The sequence below is a fragment of the Pectobacterium brasiliense genome, assembly GCF_013449685.1.
Classification (GTDB): Bacteria; Pseudomonadota; Gammaproteobacteria; order Enterobacterales; family Enterobacteriaceae; genus Pectobacterium; species Pectobacterium brasiliense_A.
In genome coordinates this window covers 142490-165281 of sequence record NZ_JACDSF010000031.1, presented here as the reverse complement: position 1 = coordinate 165281, position 22792 = coordinate 142490, and the positions used below count along the sequence as shown (strand labels likewise).

19 protein-coding genes and 2 CRISPR repeat arrays (1 of these 21 only partly in view) are annotated in these 22792 nt (G+C 51.2%); of the genes, 5 read left to right on the top strand and 14 right to left on the bottom strand.

Going from position 1 to position 22792, the window contains the following annotated elements; genetic code table 11:
* A CRISPR array of direct repeats spans positions 1–25; the repeat unit is 28 nt; it reaches 1023 nt to the left of the window's first position.
* A gap of 129 nt (positions 26–154) precedes the next feature.
* The 6 genes from cas6f to cas1f are packed head-to-tail and all read right to left on the bottom strand — an operon-like array spanning position 155 to position 8303.
* Positions 155–709: a type I-F CRISPR-associated endoribonuclease Cas6/Csy4 gene (gene cas6f, locus H0248_RS14005; protein ID WP_180786379.1), complete on the bottom strand. Its 555-nt coding sequence runs from the start codon at positions 707–709 to the stop codon at positions 155–157.
* Positions 710–718: 9 nt separating this feature from the next.
* The gene (gene csy3 / locus H0248_RS14000) at positions 719–1729 is read right to left on the bottom strand and encodes a type I-F CRISPR-associated protein Csy3 (protein WP_180786378.1); all 1011 of its coding nucleotides are present in this window, start codon (positions 1727–1729) and stop codon (positions 719–721) included.
* Between the two features lie 13 nt (positions 1730–1742).
* A complete protein-coding gene (gene csy2, locus H0248_RS13995; RefSeq protein ID WP_180786377.1) occupies positions 1743–2675 on the bottom strand; it encodes a type I-F CRISPR-associated protein Csy2 in 933 nt (310 codons plus the stop codon).
* The gene (gene csy1 / locus H0248_RS13990) at positions 2672–4006 is read right to left on the bottom strand and encodes a type I-F CRISPR-associated protein Csy1 (protein ID WP_180786376.1); all 1335 of its coding nucleotides are present in this window, start codon (positions 4004–4006) and stop codon (positions 2672–2674) included. Before csy1 ends, csy2 begins: the two co-directional genes overlap by 4 nt.
* A gap of 23 nt (positions 4007–4029) precedes the next feature.
* Positions 4030–7326, bottom strand: coding sequence for a type I-F CRISPR-associated helicase Cas3f (gene cas3f, locus H0248_RS13985; protein ID WP_180786375.1), 3297 nt, complete (start codon positions 7324–7326; stop codon positions 4030–4032).
* Positions 7323–8303: a type I-F CRISPR-associated endonuclease Cas1f gene (cas1f, locus tag H0248_RS13980; RefSeq protein ID WP_180786388.1), complete on the bottom strand. Its 981-nt coding sequence runs from the start codon at positions 8301–8303 to the stop codon at positions 7323–7325. The genes cas3f and cas1f overlap by 4 nt, the downstream gene beginning before the upstream one ends.
* 296 nt (positions 8304–8599) lie before the next feature.
* Positions 8600–11628: a CRISPR direct-repeat array (repeat unit 28 nt; unit sequence GTTCACTGCCGTATAGGCAGCTTAGAAA).
* Between the two features lie 312 nt (positions 11629–11940).
* Here cas1f and H0248_RS13975 point away from each other — a divergent pair.
* The 4 genes from H0248_RS13975 to H0248_RS13960 are packed head-to-tail and all read left to right on the top strand — an operon-like array spanning position 11941 to position 14095.
* Positions 11941–12798: a hypothetical protein gene (locus H0248_RS13975; RefSeq protein ID WP_180786374.1), complete on the top strand. Its 858-nt coding sequence runs from the start codon at positions 11941–11943 to the stop codon at positions 12796–12798.
* Positions 12791–13195, top strand: a complete 405-nt coding sequence (locus tag H0248_RS13970) for a DUF1240 domain-containing protein (RefSeq protein ID WP_180786373.1) — start codon at positions 12791–12793, stop codon at positions 13193–13195. Before H0248_RS13975 ends, H0248_RS13970 begins: the two co-directional genes overlap by 8 nt.
* 38 nt (positions 13196–13233) lie before the next feature.
* Positions 13234–13641, top strand: a complete 408-nt coding sequence (locus tag H0248_RS13965) for a DUF1240 domain-containing protein (RefSeq protein WP_180786372.1) — start codon at positions 13234–13236, stop codon at positions 13639–13641.
* A 49-nt stretch (positions 13642–13690) separates the two neighbouring features.
* The gene (locus H0248_RS13960) at positions 13691–14095 is read left to right on the top strand and encodes a DUF1240 domain-containing protein (RefSeq protein WP_180786371.1); all 405 of its coding nucleotides are present in this window, start codon (positions 13691–13693) and stop codon (positions 14093–14095) included.
* 51 nt (positions 14096–14146) lie between these two features.
* Here H0248_RS13960 and H0248_RS13955 read toward each other — a convergent pair whose 3' ends face one another.
* The 8 genes from H0248_RS13955 to dnaB all read right to left on the bottom strand — a co-directional run bounded on the left by H0248_RS13955 (position 14147) and on the right by dnaB (position 21528).
* A complete protein-coding gene (locus H0248_RS13955) occupies positions 14147–14626 on the bottom strand; it encodes an Hcp family type VI secretion system effector (RefSeq protein WP_014916572.1) in 480 nt (159 codons plus the stop codon).
* 124 nt (positions 14627–14750) lie between these two features.
* Positions 14751–15248 carry a M48 family metallopeptidase gene (locus H0248_RS13950; protein WP_110162444.1) on the bottom strand — a complete coding sequence of 166 codons (498 nt, stop codon included), beginning with the start codon at positions 15246–15248 and terminating at the stop codon, positions 14751–14753.
* Between the two features lie 83 nt (positions 15249–15331).
* On the bottom strand, positions 15332–16525 hold the full coding sequence (locus H0248_RS13945) for an amino acid aminotransferase (protein WP_110162445.1): 1194 nt from the start codon (positions 16523–16525) through the stop codon (positions 15332–15334).
* A 63-nt stretch (positions 16526–16588) separates the two neighbouring features.
* Positions 16589–17203, bottom strand: coding sequence for a YitT family protein (locus H0248_RS13940; RefSeq protein ID WP_010279239.1), 615 nt, complete (start codon positions 17201–17203; stop codon positions 16589–16591).
* Between the two features lie 250 nt (positions 17204–17453).
* A complete protein-coding gene (locus H0248_RS13935) occupies positions 17454–17933 on the bottom strand; it encodes an Lrp/AsnC family transcriptional regulator (protein ID WP_010279234.1) in 480 nt (159 codons plus the stop codon).
* Between the two features lie 433 nt (positions 17934–18366).
* Positions 18367–19005, bottom strand: a complete 639-nt coding sequence (locus H0248_RS13930) for a hypothetical protein (protein WP_180786370.1) — start codon at positions 19003–19005, stop codon at positions 18367–18369.
* Complete coding sequence (gene alr / locus H0248_RS13925) at positions 18998–20080, bottom strand: alanine racemase (RefSeq protein ID WP_180786369.1); 1083 nt, start codon at positions 20078–20080, stop codon at positions 18998–19000. Before alr ends, H0248_RS13930 begins: the two co-directional genes overlap by 8 nt.
* Before the next feature lie 41 nt (positions 20081–20121).
* A complete protein-coding gene (gene dnaB, locus H0248_RS13920; protein ID WP_119874746.1) occupies positions 20122–21528 on the bottom strand; it encodes a replicative DNA helicase in 1407 nt (468 codons plus the stop codon).
* 128 nt (positions 21529–21656) lie between these two features.
* Here dnaB and H0248_RS13915 point away from each other — a divergent pair, with 128 nt between their 5' ends.
* Positions 21657–22640, top strand: coding sequence for a quinone oxidoreductase (locus H0248_RS13915; RefSeq protein ID WP_180786368.1), 984 nt, complete (start codon positions 21657–21659; stop codon positions 22638–22640).
* Positions 22641–22792 lie beyond the last annotated feature (152 nt).

Here is a 22792-nt window from a genome sequence, read left to right as displayed (position 1 = left end):
CTAAGCTGCCTATGCGGCAGTGAACTATTAGGTTTTTACGCTAACCACCAGATTGTTAAAGAGAATATTCATTTTATCGCGAAAAACCCTTTTTTATTAGGGCGACCAACTGCATTTAAAAATCAATGGGTTGCAGATGGTCGCCAAAAAAGGGTCAGAACCAGGGAACGGTGGCTTCTGCGCTTAAGCCGTAGGAGGAAAAGCGTCCTGCGACGGGAACGTCCTGTAGCGGACCATGTTCTATAAATACGAAGAACATTTGCCCGTTGGACAGGCTCTTGATTTGCACAAACGGCAGTGTGCTGCGTTTTTCCACCGCATCGGGAATTCGTGCTGCGGCTTCCGCTTCCGTTAGCCAGCCTTTGTTCACCGAGCGTCGACGTAGCCGTTCTGCGCTGCTCTTGAGCTGAACGCGGCGCACGGTGCGAAATTTCACGCCGTTGGGTACGGCTTTACACTCAGAAATCAATGTGTAATCCCGCAATCCTTTCAGCCAGGCCGTTTGATCCAGCGTAGAGAGCGCCTCTTTTGTACCGTGCAGCCGCAAACATTCCCCCAGCGTTTTACCCACTTGGGGAAAGCTGATCCCGATCTTGCCATCCGCCACCTGTCCGAGTGCTCGGTGCAGTTTGGCAAACAGCGCGTTCAAGAGCTGCGAAGCCGTGAACTCAGGGTCGGGCTGGACGCGAATATCAATGTAGTGATCCATACCGCCACCTTATTCGCCTTTTTCACCAAACACACCGCCGCGAATCAGCGTAGCGATCACGTAGTGCTGCTGTTCCGGCGCGGGAGCATCGCCTTTAATCACCCAGTTATCCAACAGCGTGTAAAAATCCATTTTTTCTTTGGGCTGGCGGTAGGCTTTACCCCGGCTGGTGACGGAACCGTAGGGTTCGACGGCAATCGGGCCCGCTTCATCTGCGGCGGGATACCAGTCATCAACGGTGCGTAGCGCGTTACCGATTTTCTGCGAGTGGATAGCCGCGACGTCATTCACCTGATAGAGAATCTTGCTCTTGCCGTTACGCGCTTTTTCATCGAGCACGAGTTCCTGAGACGGGAAGACTTCCTGCCCGTTGCCTAACTGCACATAGGCTTCCACGGTAAAAAGCACCGATGAGTCGCCAGCCAACCCTTGCTCAATCGCCTGTGCCAGTGCTGCAAGGTCACCGGTTGGTTGGCTGAACTCACGCAGCGAATAGTCTTCGCCGTTAAATTCCCAACGCAGTTCGCCTGTGGTAACGACCACGCGAATGGCTTCCGCGCCGACGCGGTTGCGCCACAGAAAACGACCGTTCGCGATATTTTCCGCATAGCGTGCCGCCAGTGTGCCAAAACCCTGATCCTGAGCGTATCCGGTGATGATGTTACCCAACGCGGTTTGATAATCCTGATCGTTACAGACCGAGGGCTGTGCCAGATTACCGAGCACCCGCAGGGTAAACACGACTTTCAGGGTATCGGCTCCGAAGGGAAGGGCGGCAACGTCTACGGTTTGCAGGTTGGCTTTTTGGATTTCTGCATCCAGCTTGGCGGGGTCGCTGGTGAGGGCATTTTTCAGGCGGTTGGAGATCGTCCCGCGCACCGATTTCTCCTGAATGGCAATAGGCGTCCAGTTATCCTGCTGCGCCCAGTTGCCTGCGTACATTACCGCGTCCGAATTCGCCAGCTTGCGTTCAAAAGCCAGTACTGACGCAGTTTTTAAACTTGTTGGTGCTTTTGCCATGATATCGTCCTTTTTAGTCATCGAATTCGTAGGAAGTGTCTTCTGCTGCTGAATGGGTGTCTGCTAATTGGCGGCAGTGATAATCGCCGTTCTGATAGTCGTACTCCCAGAGTATCTGGCGGATATCACTGATGCGATGCGCGCCTTGCCATTCCCCGATGCCGTAGGCGGCTTCGGCAAAACAGAATGGCGTGTGCGGATCGCGGGTTTTATCGACCTCGCCGGGGGCATAAAGCGGCGAAATGGCGCGGTAGCCGATCATTAACGGGATCAGAAAGCCGCCACCACCGGGTTTGGGCTGGTACTGCCACTGTACATTGCTCCCGTTGGGATCGCGCTCTGCCCGCATTTTTAGCGCAGCGAAGTCCAGCCAGGCATCAATCAGTTCCGCTTGCGGATTGTCCTGCTGTAGCGTCTGGAAATGGTCATGCAGCAGTGATGTGCGATCTTTTAGTACAAAGCCAGGTAACAAACGGCGCATAACTTTACGGGTTTCTGCTTCGTCGCTGGGTAATGACTGGATGGTGACGCGCTCGATATCAACAATGGTGCCGCCCGCCAGTCGCTGGCACTGTGCCTGCTGGGTGAGGAAATCACACAATGCCGTGGTATCCGCAGGGATCTGGCCCTCACAGCGGATTAACAGCGAGACGGTCATGTGCATACGGCCTTCTTCATTGAAAGCGGCGGTTTTCGCTTCTTTGGTCAATGGATTGCGGGTCAGGGCGAAACTCCGTTCCCAGCTAGAACCGTAGGCGTGTAGCTGATGCTGATGGCTCACCACGCCGCAGCCTTCCAGCGTTAGTCCGTGGCTGGCCTGTAACTTGCGTGATAGCGCATGGGTAAAGCCGAGAAAGTGCGTAATAGCGGGGAAGCCATAGGTCAACCCGGCAATGGCGTTGGCATTTTCGACTTTGATACGCCGCAGGATAAGTAATGTGCTCATGCCAGATCCTCTTTCAGTGTGCTTTCCATTTCACGCATCCGGCGTTTGAACAGCGCGGCGGTAGACCATTCGCGGCGTTCGACTTCGCCGAAGATCAACTCTTCATGCTTGAGCCGACGGTTCAGCCAGCGGCCAAAATCGTAGGCCACGGCCTTTTGCCACTCTCCTGCTTCACGCTCGCGGCGGAAAACCGTATCCGTTTCTGCACGATAGGGATCGAGCCACAACTGCTGGGCGCGTTTCAGTTCAGACTCTGCGCTCCAGCCGGAGGGCAGGTTTTGCACGCTGGAGACATAAAAGAAGAGCTGATCGATCAACTGGTCGAGATAACGCAGGCGCTGTTGACGAATGTCGCGATTGTTTTCCACCTCTTTGACGCTAAGCAGAAAGCGCTGCATCTGCGCTAAGGTCGCTCGGGTGTGATAGTCCACCTCGCCGCGTGGGCGGAAAATAGAGTCATGCTGCTGTGGTGGTTTTTCAATGCTGTTCCACTGTGGCGGTGCGCTGCTGAGCAAATAGGAACGGCCGCTGCGGCTGCTATTGAGTGAGGAAATATTTTGCGGCTTGGTGCCCCCCATATTCTGCACCGCCAGATTGGGGTAGCTGATGGAGAGCTGGTCGTGCCACTGATTTGCTTTTTGCGCCTGACGAATCGCTTTGGCTTCATCACCAAAGCGCACGGCATTAATCCGCTGGTGGAGCGCTTGCGCGAGTGAAGAGGAGTACAGCGGGCTGAGCAGATGGTATTCACCGTTTGCTATGGGGAAATAGATCTGTTTGGCTAGCTTATGTGAGCTGGGCTGGCGATCGGTGAAGACCTGCTGAAACCCTGCCAGCCACTGTGCGAGCTGTTCCGGGCTTTCTGCCAGCGCTTCTAATGCACGGTGATCGCCACGCTGTAGGGCCGCGACCAGCGAATCCCCGTCGTGCTCGGTCTGGAGCAATTTGGCGACATCAAGGGCGGCGGCGTTGCCGACTGCATCGATAGCGGGCTGTGTCAGTGTTGCGGTCGAAAGCGTTTTGGCCTCTGCTACCGTTCCGGTGCTAAAGACGCTGGTGCCTTTGGCGTCGCTGTGGGTAAATTTCAGCGCATGGGTGACCAGACTGATTTGTCCGGCGCGGCTGGAGGCATCGCTTAACCACACGCGAACCTCATGTTTTTGCTCGATCTCTCGCCGCTTCTCGGCCAGATCCAATTCCTCTGCAGCTAAGGCTTCACCGCTGAGCGCCGCACGTTTCTTCTCCGCTTCTTTATCGAACGCATCCAGCTTGGCCTGCTTTCGATTGTTGATGTAGGACACGATGAACTGTGTCAGTCTGCTTTCTTCCATTCCTCCTCCTATTGCTATTTTTGTCACTGTCCAAACACTCCTAACAGCGGGTGCCAGAGCCAGTCTTTTTCTTCTTTTTCCCGCAGGCGGATTTCGCCGAAGCGAGCGCTAACCCGTTCGAGTTCCCACTGCTTTTCGTCCGCCAGTCGCTGGTATAAGGCGTGGTAGTCGGGATCGACCCACGCACAAACGCCTTCTGCCATGTGTAGTGACGTGGGGCGGATCACATCGCTTTGCTTCCAGCCGCTGGGGCCGTCGTCCGGTATCATGAAAACGGCATCTTCATCGTCGTCGGCGATCCACAGGGTGTACGGTTCATCTTTTGCCGATTGACGAAACGGCGTGCGCCGCTGTAATTCACCGTTCCAGTGCGGATGCGCACGCCACCAAAACGCGGCGGGAGGGCGTTTCAGCCCATCAAGCTGTTGATTTTTTAGGCCAAGCAGCGTTTTTCCTAAAACAGCATGTTCTAACGCCATCAGTGAAAACGGCTTGGTGAGGGCCGGGGGTTGCACAATGCGCGGGGCGGCGTTGAGATGACGGTAGTCCTCCTCCTGCAATAGCTGACGAAGGTCGTGCGTATCCAGCCGTTCGTCTTTTGACTCAAAGCCGGGTTTACAGTACGCGATATCTTCCCCTCTCAGCGCGCGAATATTGTGGCTAAGTAGGCAGATATTCGGCGTTTTAGGCACATGTTGTTCATCCTGCCGATGGCGCAATATTCGTCCGGCGAGTTGGATGAATGAACGCATTGAGCTAGGTTCAACAATCGCCCAGTCGTAGTCGTGGTCACGGCCCACTTCGGCGACCGAGGTCGCTAACACCACAAAGATATGATGCTGCTGCGGCGCGTTTTCTATCGCCTGACGAATTTCATCGACCTGCCACAGTGCATCGGCGTCGTTACGCATCAGCGCGGCATCGAGTCGTTGCTCAATATAGGAACGCATCGCCAGCGGATGTTGGCTGTGATAAATGCAGTAATGAATACAGGTGTCCTGTGGCGAAGGGATGGCAAGCAACTGACGGGCGACGGCAACCAACGGGTCGATGTTTGCCATTCTGACCAGCCCCAGCGAGACGGTTTTTCCGCTCTTATGCTGTTGGTGATGCTGTGAATGTAAATCGCGTAGCAGTGGGTGGATCGCCTGCGCGACGGCCAGATGAACATCATCTTTATTTTTACTGGGGCTACTGACGGGCACAATGGAGGCCAGCCGGAGCGGGAGTTCCTCTTTGGTAAGATGCTTCAGCCGTTGCTGAACGAATGAATCGTGCCTGGTTATGAAGCCTTTCACATCGCCGTACTGCTCATGCTGACAGTCAAATTCATCAAACCAGCCGCAGCACACGTTCAAGGGCGTATTCGGTGTGCCGTAAGCCTGTTGCCAGGCAGCACGGCCATCAAGATAGGCACCGAACAACGCGCGAATTAACGCAGGTGGCAGCGTGGCCGAGGAAAGTAGAACACGCGATCCCAGCATGCCTGCCCAGTTCACCAGTCGGCAGAGCGCGGGAAGATCTTCCAGCCCAAAATCATCCGGTTCATCCAGCACCAGATCGGCGGTCAATAGCCGTAGCATCGGGGCAATCTGGTGGCCGCCGCGCAGACTTTCTGTGGCGGGCATCAGGTGATCGATGGTGGTGATCAGCACCGGCGCACTCAGTAATTGATGCAGGGTTGGGCTGCGTTCCAGCCACGTCTTTAACCTGCCATCGTCCAGCGAGCCATCGTAACGAACATACTGATGTTCAGAGAACAACGGGTCGGCGGATTCACTGCCCGTCTGCACTGTGTTTTGTTGGCGCGTCTCATTTTCCAACTGCATTTCATGGAGGTCTTGCACGGCCTGTGAACCAATCAGTACTGCTAGGTCGTCTTCATCCAGCTTTAAGCGCTGCCGTAGCGCATCACCCGTTTGTAGCGTCAGCGTGCGTAACCCTAACGCGACAGAGAAGCGACAGCCGAGTGCTTCGTCCGACAAGCCATACATAATTCGGGCGTTAGCGAAGGTTTTCCCCCGGCCTGTCGAGGCCATGTTGACGCCGAAAAAACCATGTTGCTTGCTGGATTCCCGAATGGAACAGGCGAGATCGAATGCGCGATCCTGCCAGCGAAAGCGCGGGTGCGTGCTGCGCTGACGAAATCCTTTATGCCGGGTAATCGCCGGCAGCGTATCGCGCAGGTTCGGCAGGCTGCGCCCCAGCAACAGAGCATTTTGCCCGACGCCGACGCAGTGTTCATCCAGCCTCTGTTTATATTCCCCCGTTTTGCGATCGGTGTTAGCCCAGACTGAATAAGCCATATCCTGCCAGCCAACCGTTGCCGCGTCTGCTGAATAATGATGGTCAGCCAGCATGAGTGCGAGACGCGCCAGATGCACGGTCAGCCGCTGATCTAACTGAGCGAAATGCATGAATGAGGGGAGCTTTAGTGCTCGACCCGCAAACTTGCGCGCCTTCTCACGCCAGACGCTGCTGCGTAGCGGCGTGCCATGCGGAAACTGCCACACCTGTGCCAGATTGGCTGGCGTGACATCGAGCTTGCAATGATTGAGTGCATTCCATTGTGCCGAGAGATGGTCGGTTAACCATGTTTCTGCATAGTCTAGCTGGGGTTCACGGCTGTTGGGCGCAAGCTCTGCCGATTTGTTAAACATAGGCAGCCGATGGTGTGAAACAATCAGCCAGGCGATAACCTGCGCCAGCGGTGGCAAAGTGCGAAATGGACTGCCACTGGGCGTTTGCTTATCCCGCTGTAAGGCCGCCAGCAGGGTTGTTTCTGCCTCTGGAGTCACCGTGCTGAGCGCGGTTAACCAGCCTTTGTCGTCTTGCTCCCCCACGAAGGCCTGAAACAGCCGCAGTGATACCCATTCATGCCGATACGGTTGGCTGCGTGGACCTGTACCGCTCAACCCCGTCTGGAATAGCGCGTTAGCCTTGCCGACATCGTGAAATAACCCAGCAATAGCGGCCAGCAGGCTAAACACCTCGGCGCTGTGCCACGGGTTTTCATCTTGCGCGCGCAGAATATCGCGGCTGGTGGTGTTGGTCGGCACGCTCCCTTGTGCATTAAAACGCCGTAAATTACCGACGATCCACAGCAGTTCCGTATGATTCGCACTGCGAACCCAGTGACAGGCGACGGCCGTATTGCGACGTGCCGTTTTGCGCAGCAGCTTGCGTAGCGTGTTCAGCCCTTCCTGCGTGATGGCGGTTTGCCACGTGCGTTCGCCCTTGCGTTCAGCAAACTGATCCAGTATCCGGCGGGTTTCGACCAGCGCGCGCTTATTGCATTCTGAAATCAGCAGAATGTTCATCGAGCCACCTGACTCAGCTTGCCAGCGACATCTTGTAAACTGCCGATCATCACATCCAGCGCCTCGGATTGTTGGAATGCGGTCAGGCAGCGTTGACGAAATTCTTGCTCATCTTCGCCTTCCATCGCGGCAATAAACGCCTGCGGCAGCACGAGTGCGTCCTTAATTAAATCGGCGACGTCGAATACCAGCCCACCACGGCGAGTTTTACCGTGCAACACGGCTAACCCGTGCGGCAGACCCAGCACCCATGTCGCGACGGCGGCCAGCCCGTAAGCCAGATAATTGCCGTGATCGAGAAAGCGGTTAGCCAGATCGGTGCCGCCGCCGCGTTTGGCGCGGGTAAAGTCGCCATAGCTCACGGCATTGGCGGCCAGTTTGTACAGAGCTTTGGTCATCATCGCTTCCTGCACCAGCACGTCATTGCTGGTGCGGCAGTCGGTTAGCCCTTTTTCATAGCGATCGAGAAGCGCCTGAAGATGGTCGGCCTTAAAAGTAAAGCGGGATTCGCGGGACAGACGCGAGCCCAGCCAGTGCTGACGAATTTGTGTTATTCGAACCTGTTGGAAAGCGATGGCGGCAGCCAGCCTTTTCTCATCATCGAACCAAAAACTCACCCAGTCCTGCAAATATTCGGTTGGCCGATATTCGCTCTGTGGCGATAGCCAGGACACCGCGACTTCCGCCTCGTTGGCTGCAAACAGCGGAGTACCGCCGCCGCCACAAAAACCGATCATGACGCCCGCTCTGGCGAACTCCCGCATTGCCGCCTGCGTGACAGAGGTGCCGGTCCCCAGCATGACAACGCTGGTATTGGCGATGGGGATATTCCAGTACAGAGACTGGCTTCCTTCCTCCGTGACATATTCGACACGGCCACCGTTAACGAGAATGCGGCAATGCTGGAGATAATAAACATTGGCGCGTTTGGAATGCAGAATGGTTTTTAAGTCCGAAGGGCTAAAGGCGTTATCCATCATGTATTTTCTGCCGTAATCGATAATAGCTGTGACGCCAGCGGAATGAGTCGCAGGCTAACTATTTGATAAAGAAAAAATATAATTTTCAGAAAACTAACGAAAATCAGATTATCACAAATATTCAGAAAAAATGGTGGCTGCAAAAAATATGACCCAAACACAGACCCTTTTTATTTGGCCTATTTCACAGGCTTAACAATCAATGAGTTACAGATGAGCTGAAAAAAAGGGTTTTTGCAGGGAAAACGGCAATTGCTACTAATAAAACAAACCGTTAGAGTGATCGGGCTACAGTTCACTGCCGTATAGGCAGCTTAGAAAGACTGGCAAATGACTTTAAGCAGCATCTTAAAGTTCACTGCCGTATAGGCAGCTTAGAAAAGCAGGAAAAACTAAGCGGACACGGACCGCTGGTTCACTGCCGTATAGGCAGCTTAGAAACCGTGGGCAGATTTAGCAGCAGCCGGTTACCCGTTCACTGCCGTATAGGCAGCTTAGAAAGATGTTCGTTTTCAAACCCCCGAGCATTTGCTGTTCACTGCCGTATAGGCAGCTTAGAAAAATTTCCGATATTACGCCGCATGACATATCACGTTCACTGCCGTATAGGCAGCTTAGAAAACGGTGGGACCAAGCTCATTCTGAACAGGGCGGTTCACTGCCGTATAGGCAGCTTAGAAAAAGATGTAACTCAACTTTTCTGCCTATGCCATGTTCACTGCCGTATAGGCAGCTTAGAAAAGACCAGTTAATCTCTGGCCCGCTCCAGATTGGTTCACTGCCGTATAGGCAGCTTAGAAAGTAATTATAACGATAGTGAGTTAGCTGAATTAGTTCACTGCCGTATAGGCAGCTTAGAAATTGTCCGTGACCAATGATGTGGTGCGGGTCGTGTTCACTGCCGTATAGGCAGCTTAGAAATACTTTCGTTACGACTTTAGAACCGTTTGTAAGTTCACTGCCGTATAGGCAGCTTAGAAATGACAAATCACCTATCGATATTCAGCTAGGTCGTTCACTGCCGTATAGGCAGCTTAGAAATCTAGGTCATTTTATGCAAGTGCGTGTCAATAGTTCACTGCCGTATAGGCAGCTTAGAAAGTAATTAACATCTACTCAGATGGTTCATTCACGTTCACTGCCGTATAGGCAGCTTAGAAATCCTGTGCTGCCGTCATTTTGCTGTTCAGACTGTTCACTGCCGTATAGGCAGCTTAGAAAGAATTGATAGTGCTGAGCGTGCGATTGAAATCGTTCACTGCCGTATAGGCAGCTTAGAAATGAATACGCGAGGTCAATGAACGGAATAAAGGGTTCACTGCCGTATAGGCAGCTTAGAAAAACAACCGGAACAATTGGGATTTTACGGTCGTGTTCACTGCCGTATAGGCAGCTTAGAAAACAATGTAAAAGTGGAACAAAACAGGAAGTATGTTCACTGCCGTATAGGCAGCTTAGAAATGCGACGTGATGGTGTTACCCTGCTGCGTAACGTTCACTGCCGTATAGGCAGCTTAGAAAACCCGATTCTCTGATAAGTGAGTTGATGGACAGTTCACTGCCGTATAGGCAGCTTAGAAACTGTAGTTGCTGCTGATAGTAAGCTAGCGTAGGTTCACTGCCGTATAGGCAGCTTAGAAATTTGCTTTCGCTGGGCTTCTTCGCTGTCCGCCGTTCACTGCCGTATAGGCAGCTTAGAAAAAGACCAGATGATGCGCCGGCTCGTGTCGATGGTTCACTGCCGTATAGGCAGCTTAGAAAAGGCAGAAATGGAGGCCCGCACTAAACGCATTGTTCACTGCCGTATAGGCAGCTTAGAAAGTGTCAGCACGGAACGAACCACGCATAGACCCGTTCACTGCCGTATAGGCAGCTTAGAAAACGCGGAGCCTATCGCGTCTCTGACGTCAGCGGTTCACTGCCGTATAGGCAGCTTAGAAAGTCTTCATCAACTTCGTAATTGTTCCATAGTAGTTCACTGCCGTATAGGCAGCTTAGAAAGTAAGCCACAGCAACGTCTACTCTGGCACCGTGTTCACTGCCGTATAGGCAGCTTAGAAACGACGATGCCCCCGAACTCAAACTGAGCCGGCAGTTCACTGCCGTATAGGCAGCTTAGAAATCTACCAATGGCGTGACAGGGAAGAGTACGAGGTTCACTGCCGTATAGGCAGCTTAGAAAGGAGAAGCGTGTACTGGCGAAAGCCGCACGCGGTTCACTGCCGTATAGGCAGCTTAGAAAATGTCCTCATCAGTCAGCAATTCATCAACAAAGTTCACTGCCGTATAGGCAGCTTAGAAATGCTTTTGCCTGAGTAGCTGTGGTGCCGACAAGTTCACTGCCGTATAGGCAGCTTAGAAAAGCTTGGGAAGCGTTGATGATGTTCAAGAAGGGTTCACTGCCGTATAGGCAGCTTAGAAAAAACGCGGCCAACTGCTGACGAATATTGTTCGGTTCACTGCCGTATAGGCAGCTTAGAAAAATCAAATTCGGGTGGCTCACCAGTGTTCCATGTTCACTGCCGTATAGGCAGCTTAGAAATGCGCCTTTTTATTAGCGGCTGTTTCGTATGCGTTCACTGCCGTATAGGCAGCTTAGAAATCTGATTTCAGCATGTATTCGGCATAGTCGGCGTTCACTGCCGTATAGGCAGCTTAGAAAACTTGTTGATAACTTAATCTTGTCACTTCTTCGTTCACTGCCGTATAGGCAGCTTAGAAAATTGCGTATTAAGTCTCTTAAGGCGGCTTTGGGTTCACTGCCGTATAGGCAGCTTAGAAAGGTAAAATTCTGTTAACTACCTCGTCAAGAATGTTCACTGCCGTATAGGCAGCTTAGAAAAAACTCTAGATTGCAGCAAGCTGCGGCGCAGAGTTCACTGCCGTATAGGCAGCTTAGAAACACTTTTAGGCCAACGGACAGTCACCCGCTGAGTTCACTGCCGTATAGGCAGCTTAGAAATACTGTGGCTCACAGCTTCACACTGTAGCCAAGTTCACTGCCGTATAGGCAGCTTAGAAAATTGCTGAGCGATAACGGGAATGTTACGTTGTGTTCACTGCCGTATAGGCAGCTTAGAAATGTAAATGCGCCTGCTGACGAGCTAGCGGGAAGTTCACTGCCGTATAGGCAGCTTAGAAAAGACGTGATCCGCCATCTCAGTGAATTTCGCAGTTCACTGCCGTATAGGCAGCTTAGAAAATTTATTTGACGGATATACAACATATAGTGGCGTTCACTGCCGTATAGGCAGCTTAGAAAATGTCATCGGATATGATGAGATTAATCATTCTGTTCACTGCCGTATAGGCAGCTTAGAAATTCCCAGCCGACACTGTCGCAGTGCAGTCGGAGTTCACTGCCGTACAGGCAGTTTATCCCCGGTTTTAAGTGCCATTATCTGGCTATTATCGAGGTAGCGCTATCGGCAGATTTTGATGCGTTATCGCCTTTAAATAACGTATTTTTGATTCCCCTTTCTCGTAACCTTTTTAAGTAACGGGTTTCTTTGTTGGGAATGAAAAATTGCGTATTGAACGTTATTAACATTTAAAAATCATCATTTTTCCGTTAAAGTAACCTTACAGGGAAATAGTTCGTTGACTTAAGTAAAATTCAAAGGAATGAGATGCTGTGAAATACGATCCGGTTTTAAAAACACTTGTTGATGATGACTATCGGCTAGAAGATCATCTTGATTTTAAAAAGCAGCATGCTGATATTAACTATCAGAAATTACATGCTCAACTCAATGAAATAAATAACGATAACATTCATGCCATATTGACTGCGCAGGAAGCGACGTATTTTTTACAGACGTTATGCACCCCAAATCCCAATCAATCGTGGAAAACGGCCATATTTGGCTGTACTGATCCTGTTTCATCGTTTGCTGGGAACATCGCAGAAGCCGTGTCTGTGAGCCGAATCGTGATGGAGATAAAAGGGTTCGGCGTCACGGCAACGGAATATGTCGGGAAAAATGGCAGTAAGTACATAAAATTATCTGGCTATCCGGGGGTAAGAAAGTATTTAGATGCCACCCGATATTTAGTCAGTAACCATAAAATACTCGATATGGGGATTGGTACGAAAGGTATTGAAAGCGGTATTGCGACTGGGGCAAGGTTCTGCATTGTGTTTTCAGGCGCTTATCGAGCCATTGAATTGATGGTGAAAGATGAATACGCACTGACCGATTTCTTTGTTAATTTAACGATGGATGCGGCAAAGTTAGCGGTATCGGTTGGGGTTGCATGGGGGGCGAAAACATTAGCAACTGGGCTTATGGCTACGGGGTTCAGTGTTATTGGCATTGCTTTTGGCATCTTTGCTATTGGGGTGATAGTCAGTCTTTCATTACTGTGGTTGGATAATGAGTATAAAATAAGTGAGACGATAATAAAAAATTTGAAATCGCATAAAAGACAATATACACCATACCATCCTGATCAATTCTTTCATGCATGGGGGAGAGTCAGTCGTGGTTAAGATAAATAGACCATTTTTTTTCATATATTCAGTTTTTATTTTTCTTCTTTCATGCTGGGGAGGATGGTTCTCTTTAAGCGGCTATATTGATTTCTTTAATCTAAATGATGTTATTTCATTTTCATGGAAACTCGGGGTGATAATTTTTCTAGTCCCAATAGTGTTCCAGTTTTCTTATTTTGGTTTTTTTTCTGCTGTAAAAAATAGACCAATTAAAATGAATAATAAAATTTCAAATGCATTGGTTATATTTGCTATTTTTGGTATTGTGGTGAGTTTATTTTCATCTATGTATATCTCTTATAGTCTTAATGAACAGGGTTATAAAATTTGTCCCAAGAACTCATGGATAGCGCCTAATAAATATGTAAGGAATATTTCTCTTTGTAAGGGATAAATATAGTTATAATTATTTTATGATTTAGGGGGGTGTTTGTGGTTAAGGTAAACAGGCCATTAGTTGGCGCATTTGCAGCTTTCCTTTTTTTTCTTTCATGTTTTATTAGTTGGGTTTCGTTCAATGGATATTTGAGTTTTTTACAAAAAAGTGATGTGATCATTTTTTCATGGAAACTTGGTTTAATGATATTTGGATCACCTTTGTTGTTTTATTTTTCATATTTGGCACTTTATTCAGCTATAAAAAATGAAGTGCCTAAAATGAATAATAAACTAGCTAATTCATTAGCTGTTGTGGCTATATTTGGTGCGGTTGTTAGTTTTTTTTCATCAATTTATATATCATATGATCTTAATGATCAAGATTATAAAACCTGTCCTAATAACTCATGGATAGCTCCCAATAAGTATGTGAAAGACATTTCTCTTTGTGATGAATGGTAAACAATGATCTGATAGATTTTTATTTTTTCATGCTTGTGGGGGATTGTTCGTGTTTAAAATAAATAGGCCGTTATTTTTCGCATTCTCAGTGTTGACTTTTATTCTTACATGCTGGGGAATATGGTTTTCTTTTAACGGTTATTGGAATCTATTTAGGCTAAACGATGTCATTATCTTTTCATGGAAAGTAGGTATACTTATTTTTGGTGCGCCAATATTATTCTACTTTTCGTATTTAGGGTTTTACATGGCAGTAAAAAACAAACCTATAGGAATGCATGGAATATTAGCAAGTGTGTGTGGTTATTTGTTTTTTATTGGTGTGGTGGTTAGTTTTGTTGCATCTATGTATATATCTTTTAATTTTAGAGAACAAGGCTATGAAACCTGCCCTAAAAAATCCTGGATGGATCCCAGTAAATATGTGAAAAGTATCGATCTTTGTGATAAGTGATGAATAACAAGCACAGCTAATAAGATGTGCTTGTTATCAAAGGCCTAAATCTTAGAGGCTCATTTCCTCCCAAATACTGTAACCCGACGTTCCTGCGATTTTGTGGTTCCATGCTATGGTTTTATATTTCAGCTGGACTTTTTCATACGGCATGATGTCGTTATTATCGATGACGTGTGGATAGACACAGGTGACGTCGACAATGCTTGCATCCGTTAAGGTCACTTCGTAATAAAGCTCTAACTGCCCAGCGGAATTGACGCGATAAAAATAAAATGTCACATCAACTTTTTCATTATAAGAGATCGCCATCCCTAATAACGGAGACGACTTATCGATTGGCTTAATAAAATGAATCGGATGATGCGCGACATTCTGTTCGCGACTGATGCTGTGGTTTAACCCTAATACTTGTATTTGATCTTCATGACCCGTTTGGTAGCGATTACCAATTGAATCTAGCGTTGAGCAACCAGATGATATTAAACCCTGTTTTTGACCATTAATGCTGGCATAAATCAAATTAGCCATATCAAATCCTTATGAGAATATTTATCAATAGACTGCGTGATAATATATCGATTATCCGCGCGGAAATAATACGGCTAAGGCAAAGCTAAAGTAAAGCGAGTCATAATAAAAGGTGAAGTTAGACCTAACCCGCATTTATTTCTCGCCAGTTCAGCCAGATTCGCATATCAAATTCCAACTGGTGATAATCAGGATCCATATGGCAGCAGAGCTGGTAGAAGGCCTTGTTGTGGTCTTTTTCTTTGAGGTGAGCGAGTTCGTGTATCACGATCATCCGCAGGAAATCTTCGGGCCCGTCACGGAACAGCGTCGCTATTCTGATTTCGTTATTGGACTTTAATTTTCCGCCCTGCACACGCGCCACAAACGTATTGGTTCCTAGCGTCCCTTTTATCGGGTTTTGTTTATTGTCGTAAAGCACCTTTGATATCGCCGGGGCGTTTTTCAAATAGCGCTGTTTCAGCTCGGCGACAAACTGATAGAGCGACTTATCACTCTGGATCGGGTGGCGGTCAGGGTATCTTTTTTCCAGCCAGAGGCCGAGTTTGCCTTGATCGAGGAGCGTTTGCGCTTGTGCAACAATCGTTGGGGGATAGCCGTTCAGGTAGCGTAGTTGGGTCATGGGATTTTTATCACACAAGCCACTGAGTTAAGCGAGTTCACAACGGTGAGTCGGTTAAGCCAGTGGCTTTATTATTTTACGATTTACTGAATCGCGGCGAAAGCCGCAGCGACGCGCTGGACGTTGCTGTGGTTCAGCCCCGCCATACACATACGGCCGCTGGCGATCAGATACACGCCGAATTCTTCACGCAGACGATCAACCTGTTCCGGGCTGAATCCGGTGTAGCTGAACATACCGCGCTGGGTGAGCAGGTAGTCGAAGTTACGGTTCGGCAGTGCGTTTTTCAGTGCCGAAACCAGTTCCTGACGCATGCTCAGAATGCGGGTACGCATCTCTTCGACTTCCGCTTTCCAGTCAGCATTCAACTGCGCGTCGTTCAGGACTTTAGAGACCACCTGTGCGCCGAAATTTGGTGGGGAAGAGTAGTTGCGGCGAACGGTGGCTTTTAACTGGCCCAGCACGCGCTGTGCGCTGTCAGCATCGTCACACACCACGGAAAGGCCGCCGACGCGCTCGCTATACAGTGAGAAAATCTTGGAGAACGAGTTGGCGATGAGTGCTGGAACGCCCGCGCTGGCAACGGCGCGAATCGCATAGGCATCCTGCTCGATCCCGAGGCCAAAGCCCTGATAGGCGATGTCCATAAACGGAATCAGCTCACGCTGGATGATGACCTCAATGATGCGATCCCACTGTTCGGTGGTGAGGTCGGAACCGGTCGGGTTGTGGCAGCACGGGTGCAGCAGCACGATGCTGCGTGCTGGCAACGCTTGCAGGGTGGCGAGCATGGCCTCAAATTTCACGCCCAGGTTTTCGCCATCGAAATACGGGTAGGTGTGAACGTTAAAGCCCGCGCCCTCAAAGATCGCAATATGGTTTTCCCATGTTGGATCGCTGACCCACACTTCTGAATTTGGGAAGTAGCGTTTCAGGAAATCCGCACCGACTTTCAGCGCACCGGAACCGCCCAGCGTCTGGATGGTGGCGATGCGACCCGCTTCCAGCGCCGCGTGGTTTGCACCAAACAGCAGTTGTTGGATCGCGGTACGGTAAGACTGTAGCCCTTCCATCGGCAAATAAGAGCTCGCGCTCTGCGCTGGCTGTTTCAGGCTGCTTTCTGCCGCGCTGACGGAGCGCAATTGCGGGATAATATTCTGCTCGTTGTAGTAGAGCCCGATACTCAAATTGATCTTATCCGCTCTTGGATCCTGTTTGAATTTTTCCATCAGAGACAGGATAGGATCTCCGGCATAGGTATCAACGTTTTGAAACACAGTGTAGCTCTCCTGAATGTGTCATTTTTGTGGGTACCGCAACCCCAACGATGGTGGGGACAATCAGGCCGCGTAACGGCCGGGGCGATGATTCATCGCGATAATCAGGTTCAGAATGGTTGCCCCCAGAATCGAAGCAATCAACATCGGTATGCTTACCACGAACAGGGAAGTCAGCACAATCACAACGTCAACGCCCATCTGGAGTTTTCCCGCCCGCAGGCCGTATTTGTCCTGAAGATACAGCGCCAGAATGTTCATTCCACCGAGGCTGGCCTTATGGCGGAACAGCACCACGAAGCCGATTCCGGTGATGATATTGCCAAACAGCGTGGCGTAGAACGGATTGAGCTGATCGAAATGAACGAACATCGGGTGCAGGTCGGAAAACAGCGAAACCAGCCCGACAGCGCAGAACGTTTTCACCGTGAATTCCCACCCCATGCGGCGTAAGGCCAGATAGTAGAAGGGCAGGTTCAGCAGGAAAAACGCGACGCCAAAGGAGACGTTTGTCAGATAGTGGATAAGAAAAGCGATACCTGCGGTGCCGCCGGTGAGGGCGCCGGCCTGACGTAGCAGAATGACGCCAAACGATACCATCAGCGTGCCGATCAGTATCGCCAGAATATCTTCCAGCAGCGTGTGTGATAGTTTTTGTGTGGGAATAACGTTATCCATGGTGAGCACTCAACAGACTGTCGTAAAAACATGTGCTTACCAGAGCAAGAATCGCACCAGATAGTGCTGCTTAGCGGCTGGCATCGGCATAATCTCGCCTGCGATAAGAGCAACGTATTGAATTATATGAATGAAAATAATGCGTGATTCATGCATTTTTTATTATTTATTTGTCTATTTTGTGCATTTATTTGGAGGTTATTGCGTGAAATGCAGATTTTCTGCACCAAATAGAGGCGATTGCCCCAACTTAGGGCAACGCAGGCCGTTCCGGCATCATCAAACCGTTCTCTTTGAGGCGGTTCAATACTACCGAGGTTTTCAGGTGCGCGACGCTCTTGTTCTGCGACAGAATCTGACTAATCAGCGTGCTGAGTCCAGGCAGATCTGCCACGGCGACTTTTAACAGATAATCGGCATCGCCCGTGGTTTTATAGGCGTCGATGATGGCGTCCACTTCTCCCAGCATCTGGTGAAAACGCTCAACGTATTCGCTGGTGTGATTGATCAGTCGCACCTCAATTAACCCCAGACATTCCAGCCCGACCGCGTTCGGCGACAGACGGGCATGATAGCCGAGAATCAGCTGTGCCTGCTCTAGCGCGATGCGACGGCGGGAACACTGCGAGGCGGAAAGCCCAACCAGATCGCTCAGTTCCTGATTGGTCAGGCGGCCGTTCGTCTGTAGCAGCGTCAGGATTTTCAGATCGAAGTCATCAATGTGGTACATCGCGTTTCCTAAACAGTATCAGGCAGTCAGCCAAACAGACTACCAGCTTTTTAGGCCGCGTTGCCTATGAGTTTTTTATTCCTGACTTTAGGAGAGCTTTATTTTCTTAGCTGCCTGCTCGGCAGTGGACGCGACCAATTGATTAAGAGTCAATAGGTCCTATTTCTGAGCTGCCTACACGGCAGTGAACCGCTGTGTTGTGGTGATGGGTACTACGCAGTGTTTCTAAGCTGCGTATACGGCAGTGAACTTTTCTATATCTGCTCCGGCTTTGGCATACCATTTCTCAGTTGCCTATACGGCAGTGAACGATTTAACACCTGAGATGATCGCGGACACAATTTTCTAAGCTGCCTGTGCGGCAGTGAACGAGACAGATAGCACTCTGTCATGTTGCTCATCTTTCTAAGCTGCCTATCCGGCAGTAAATCCATCACTCCACAATAATCCGCTCGTCATTGTCTCCCAGGCATATGCTTAACTGCTGTCCGTCAGGGCTAAAGGCGCAGTAAGGGAGAGGTTCTCGCAGGTAGAGATGTAGCGGAAGCGCCAGATAAAGCGCAACGAGCAGCAATGCGGCGACGGCTTTAGCATAGGTTGGGCGTTGAGCGACTGGGATGCGCCGCGCGTGTCGATACTTCACGATGCCGATAGCGGCCATGCCTGCGCCTACCAGCATGGAAACATACAGCTCACCGGGCATCGGGGAGAGTATTACATTATCGTTTTCATACTCCTGCCAATATTGAATCCGCCATAGGGCGCTGATGCCGATTTGCACCAGACCCGCGAGTATCCAGGCAACACGCCATCCTGAAAGCCGAAAGAACGCCAGAAAGCAGAAACCCGATGCCGCGCAAGACCAGTAGATGAGATCGAACATCGCGCTAAACATGCCGCCAAACAGCGTGCCGCCGACATCCGTCGGTTTCAGAGTATAGAAATTGACGAGGGCAAACAGCGTCAGGATCGCGGAGACGGCAAGCCAGCTTGCCGTAGAGTAGATAATCCGTTTTAAGGTCGGCAAGCCATGCGCCTGCCGATAAAAACTTGCTAGTCCGTTTTTACTCACCGTCAACGTATTCCAACGCAGTGCGCTGGGTTAAGCGCGTGATCAGTTCGTAGGCGCTTGCACCCGTATGCGCGGCAATGCGTTCAACCGGTAGTGTTGGCCCCCAAAGAATGACCTCATCGCCAACCTTGTCCTGCGCATCCGGCCCTAAATCCACCGTAATCATATCCATTGATACGCGGCCGGAAAGCGGCACTTCGCGCCCGTTGATGAGCACGGGGGTTCCTGCTGGCGCGCAGCGCGGATAGCCATCGCCGTAGCCGACGGCCACCACGCCCAGACGAGTATTGCGCGGGCTGGTCCAGGTGCCGCCGTAACCGACCGCTTCGCCCGCATTGTGTTCGCGAACGGCAATCAGGTGAGACGTAAAGGTCATTGCGGGCTGGAAGCCGAAATGCGCGGCGTCTTCGTTATCCAGCGGCGACACGCCATAGAGAATGATGCCGGGACGAACGCGATCGCGGTGTGACTGCGGCCACAGCAGAATACCGCCGGAGGCCGCGATGGACTGTGCGCCGGGTTTACCCTGCGTAAAGGCATCGAAGCAGGTTAGCTGGCGTTCGGTGGCGCCGGCTTCGGGTTCATCGGCGCGGCAAAAGTGGCTCATGATATTGACCGGCTGAACCACATTGCGGCATTCGGTCAGGCGCTGCCAAAACGCGTCGGCGTGTTCCGGCAGAACGCCAAGTCGGTGCATGCCGCTATCCAGCTTCATCCACACGGGGATCGGCTGTGGCAGCGTAGCCTGCTCCAGCGCGGCAATCTGTTCAGGGCTGTGAACGGCGGTTTCTAGCTGGTGCTCCACCAGAAGCGGAAGCTCGTCTGAGGAGAAAAAGCCTTCCAGCAGGACGATAGGCTTGGTGATGCCCGCGGCGCGCAGTGCCAGCGCTTCGGAAAGCCGCGCGACGCCGTAACAGTCAGCGTCGGAAAAGGTATGGGCAGCGTCGATCATGCCGTGGCCGTAGGCGTTGGCTTTCACGATGGCAACGACCTGGCTGCCAGGCGCGAGCTGGCGGATACGTTGCAGGTTGTGGCGTAAAGCACGCCGGTTAATGACGGCCGTTGCCGTTTTCATTCTTGTTCCTTAGTGCAGTGTTGTCATTGCTGAGCGCTGCGTTATTCATCGTCATATTGTGGGCCGGCATAGTTATCAAAGCGCGACCACTGCCCGTTAAAGGTCAAACGAACGGAACCAATCGGGCCGTTACGCTGTTTCCCCAGAATGATTTCAGCGATGCCTTTCAGGTCGCTGTTTTCGTGATACACCTCATCACGATAGATAAACATAATCAGGTCGGCATCCTGCTCGATGGAGCCGGATTCACGCAGATCCGAGTTAACCGGGCGCTTATCGGCGCGCTGTTCCAGACTACGGTTAAGCTGCGACAGAGCGACGACGGGAACCTGCAATTCTTTTGCCAAGGCTTTGAGCGAGCGGGAGATTTCTGCAATTTCCAGCGTACGGTTGTCGGACAGAGACGGCACGCGCATCAGTTGCAGGTAGTCGATCATGATCAGGCTCAGGCCGTCATGTTCACGGAACACGCGGCGGGCGCGGGATCGCACTTCGGTTGGCGTCAGGCCGGAGGAGTCATCGATGTACATGTTGCGCTTTTCCAGCAGGATCCCCATGGTGCTGGAAATACGCGCCCAGTCTTCATCGTCCAACTGACCGGTACGAATACGGGTCTGATCCACGCGGGACAGTGACGCGAGCATACGCATCATGATCTGTTCGCCGGGCATCTCCAGACTAAATATCAGCACGGGCTTTTCTTGGGTCATGGCAGCATGTTCACACAGGTTCATCGCAAAGGTAGTTTTCCCCATTGATGGACGCGCTGCCACGATGATCAGGTCAGATTTCTGCAAACCGGCGGTTTTTTTGTTGAGATCCTGATAGCCCGTATCTACACCGGTAACCCCATCGTGTGGTTTTTGATAAAGCTGCTCGATACGAGAAACGGTGTCTTCCAAAATACGGTCGATACTTTTCGGGCCTTCATCTTTGCTGGCGCGGTTTTCGGCGATCTGGAAGACGCGAGATTCCGCCAGATCGAGTAGATCCTCACTGCTGCGACCCTGCGGATCGTAGCCTGCATCGGCGATCTCATTGGCGACGGAGATCATTTCACGCACCACGGCGCGCTCGCGCACGATATCGGCATAAGCCCCGATGTTCGCGGCGCTCGGGGTGTTTTTTGCCAGTTCGGCAAGATAGGCGAAGCCACCGGCGGATTCCAGCGAGCCTTGCAGCTCGAGCGATTCGGACAGCGTAATCAGGTCGATGGGTTTGCTCATTTCGAGCAGGCGCTGCATTTCAGTGAAGATCAGACGATGGGCGCGGTTATAGAAGTCGTTCGCGACAACACGCTCGGCGACATTATCCCAGCGCTCATTGTCGAGCATCAGGCCACCCAATACCGATTGCTCCGCTTCCAGCGAATGTGGCGGAAGTTTCAGACCTTCCATCTGGCGGTCACGGGGTTCATTCGATTTATTGGTGGGTCTTTTCTCTGCCATGAAACGGATTCTTTACCGGTTGATTTGCCATTGGATTAGGGGGCATTGTATATGCCACACGTCCGAAATAACACAATCCATATTCCATAATAGAGCAATGATGAACCTGTCACGATTAAGGAGATAACATGGCAAAACGCATTCAGTTCCGAGCTTATGGTGGCCCAGAGGTTCTGCAATATGCGGATTTCACGCCTGCCGACCCCGCTGCGGGAGAGGTTCAGGTTGAGAACCGCGCCATCGGCATTAATTTTATCGATACCTATATTCGCAGCGGCCTGTATCCGGTGCCTGATTTGCCTTCCGGGCTGGGAACCGAAGCGGCAGGCGTCGTGACGAAAGTTGGAGCAGGGGTTAGCGAGCCGAAAGTGGGCGATCGTGTGGTGTATGCGCAGTCCGGGCTGGGTGCGTATAGCGACGTGCATAACGTGGTGGCGGATAAGGTGGCGCTGCTGCCGGATGCCATCAGCTTTGAGCAGGCTGCGGCCTCTTTCCTGAAAGGGCTGACGGTTTACTATCTGCTACGCCAGACGTATGAAATCAAGCCAAATGAAGTCTTCCTGTTCCATGCCGCGGCGGGTGGCGTTGGGTTGATCGCCTGCCAGTGGGCGAAGGCGCTGGGAGCGAAGCTGATCGGGACGGTGGGTTCCGATGAGAAGGCGGAACGGGCAAAACAGGCGGGTGCCTGGGCGACCATTAATTACCGTACCGAGAATATTGCGCAGCGCGTCGCAGAACTAACCGAGGGGCAGAAGGTGAACGTCGTGTATGACTCGGTCGGGAAAGATACCTGGGAAGCCTCGCTCGATAGCCTGCGTCGCCGTGGACTGATGGTCAGCTTCGGCAATGCGTCTGGGCCGGTTACTGGCGTCAATCTGGGGATTTTGAACCAGAAAGGCTCGCTGTACGTCACGCGTCCGTCGCTGTTTGGCTATGTGACGAACCGCGCCGAGCTGGAACAGGCCAGCAATGAACTCTTTTCACTGATCGCCAGCGGGGCGATTACGGTTGATGTGCCGCAGAACCAGAAATTCGCGCTGTCGGATGCGCAAGCGGCGCATCGGGCGCTGGAAAGCCGCAGTACGCAGGGTTCATGTCTGCTGATTCCCTAATATTGGTTTCTGAAAAGCAAAGGGCTTCCTGTTAGGAAGCCCTTGCTGTTACGCTAATTTCATCAGACTGTATGTAGGGTACAGCGTGGTGATCGTCACGAAAGTGCCGCTGTGCGGCTATTATTTCCCTGACGATGATGAAATTGTGTGGC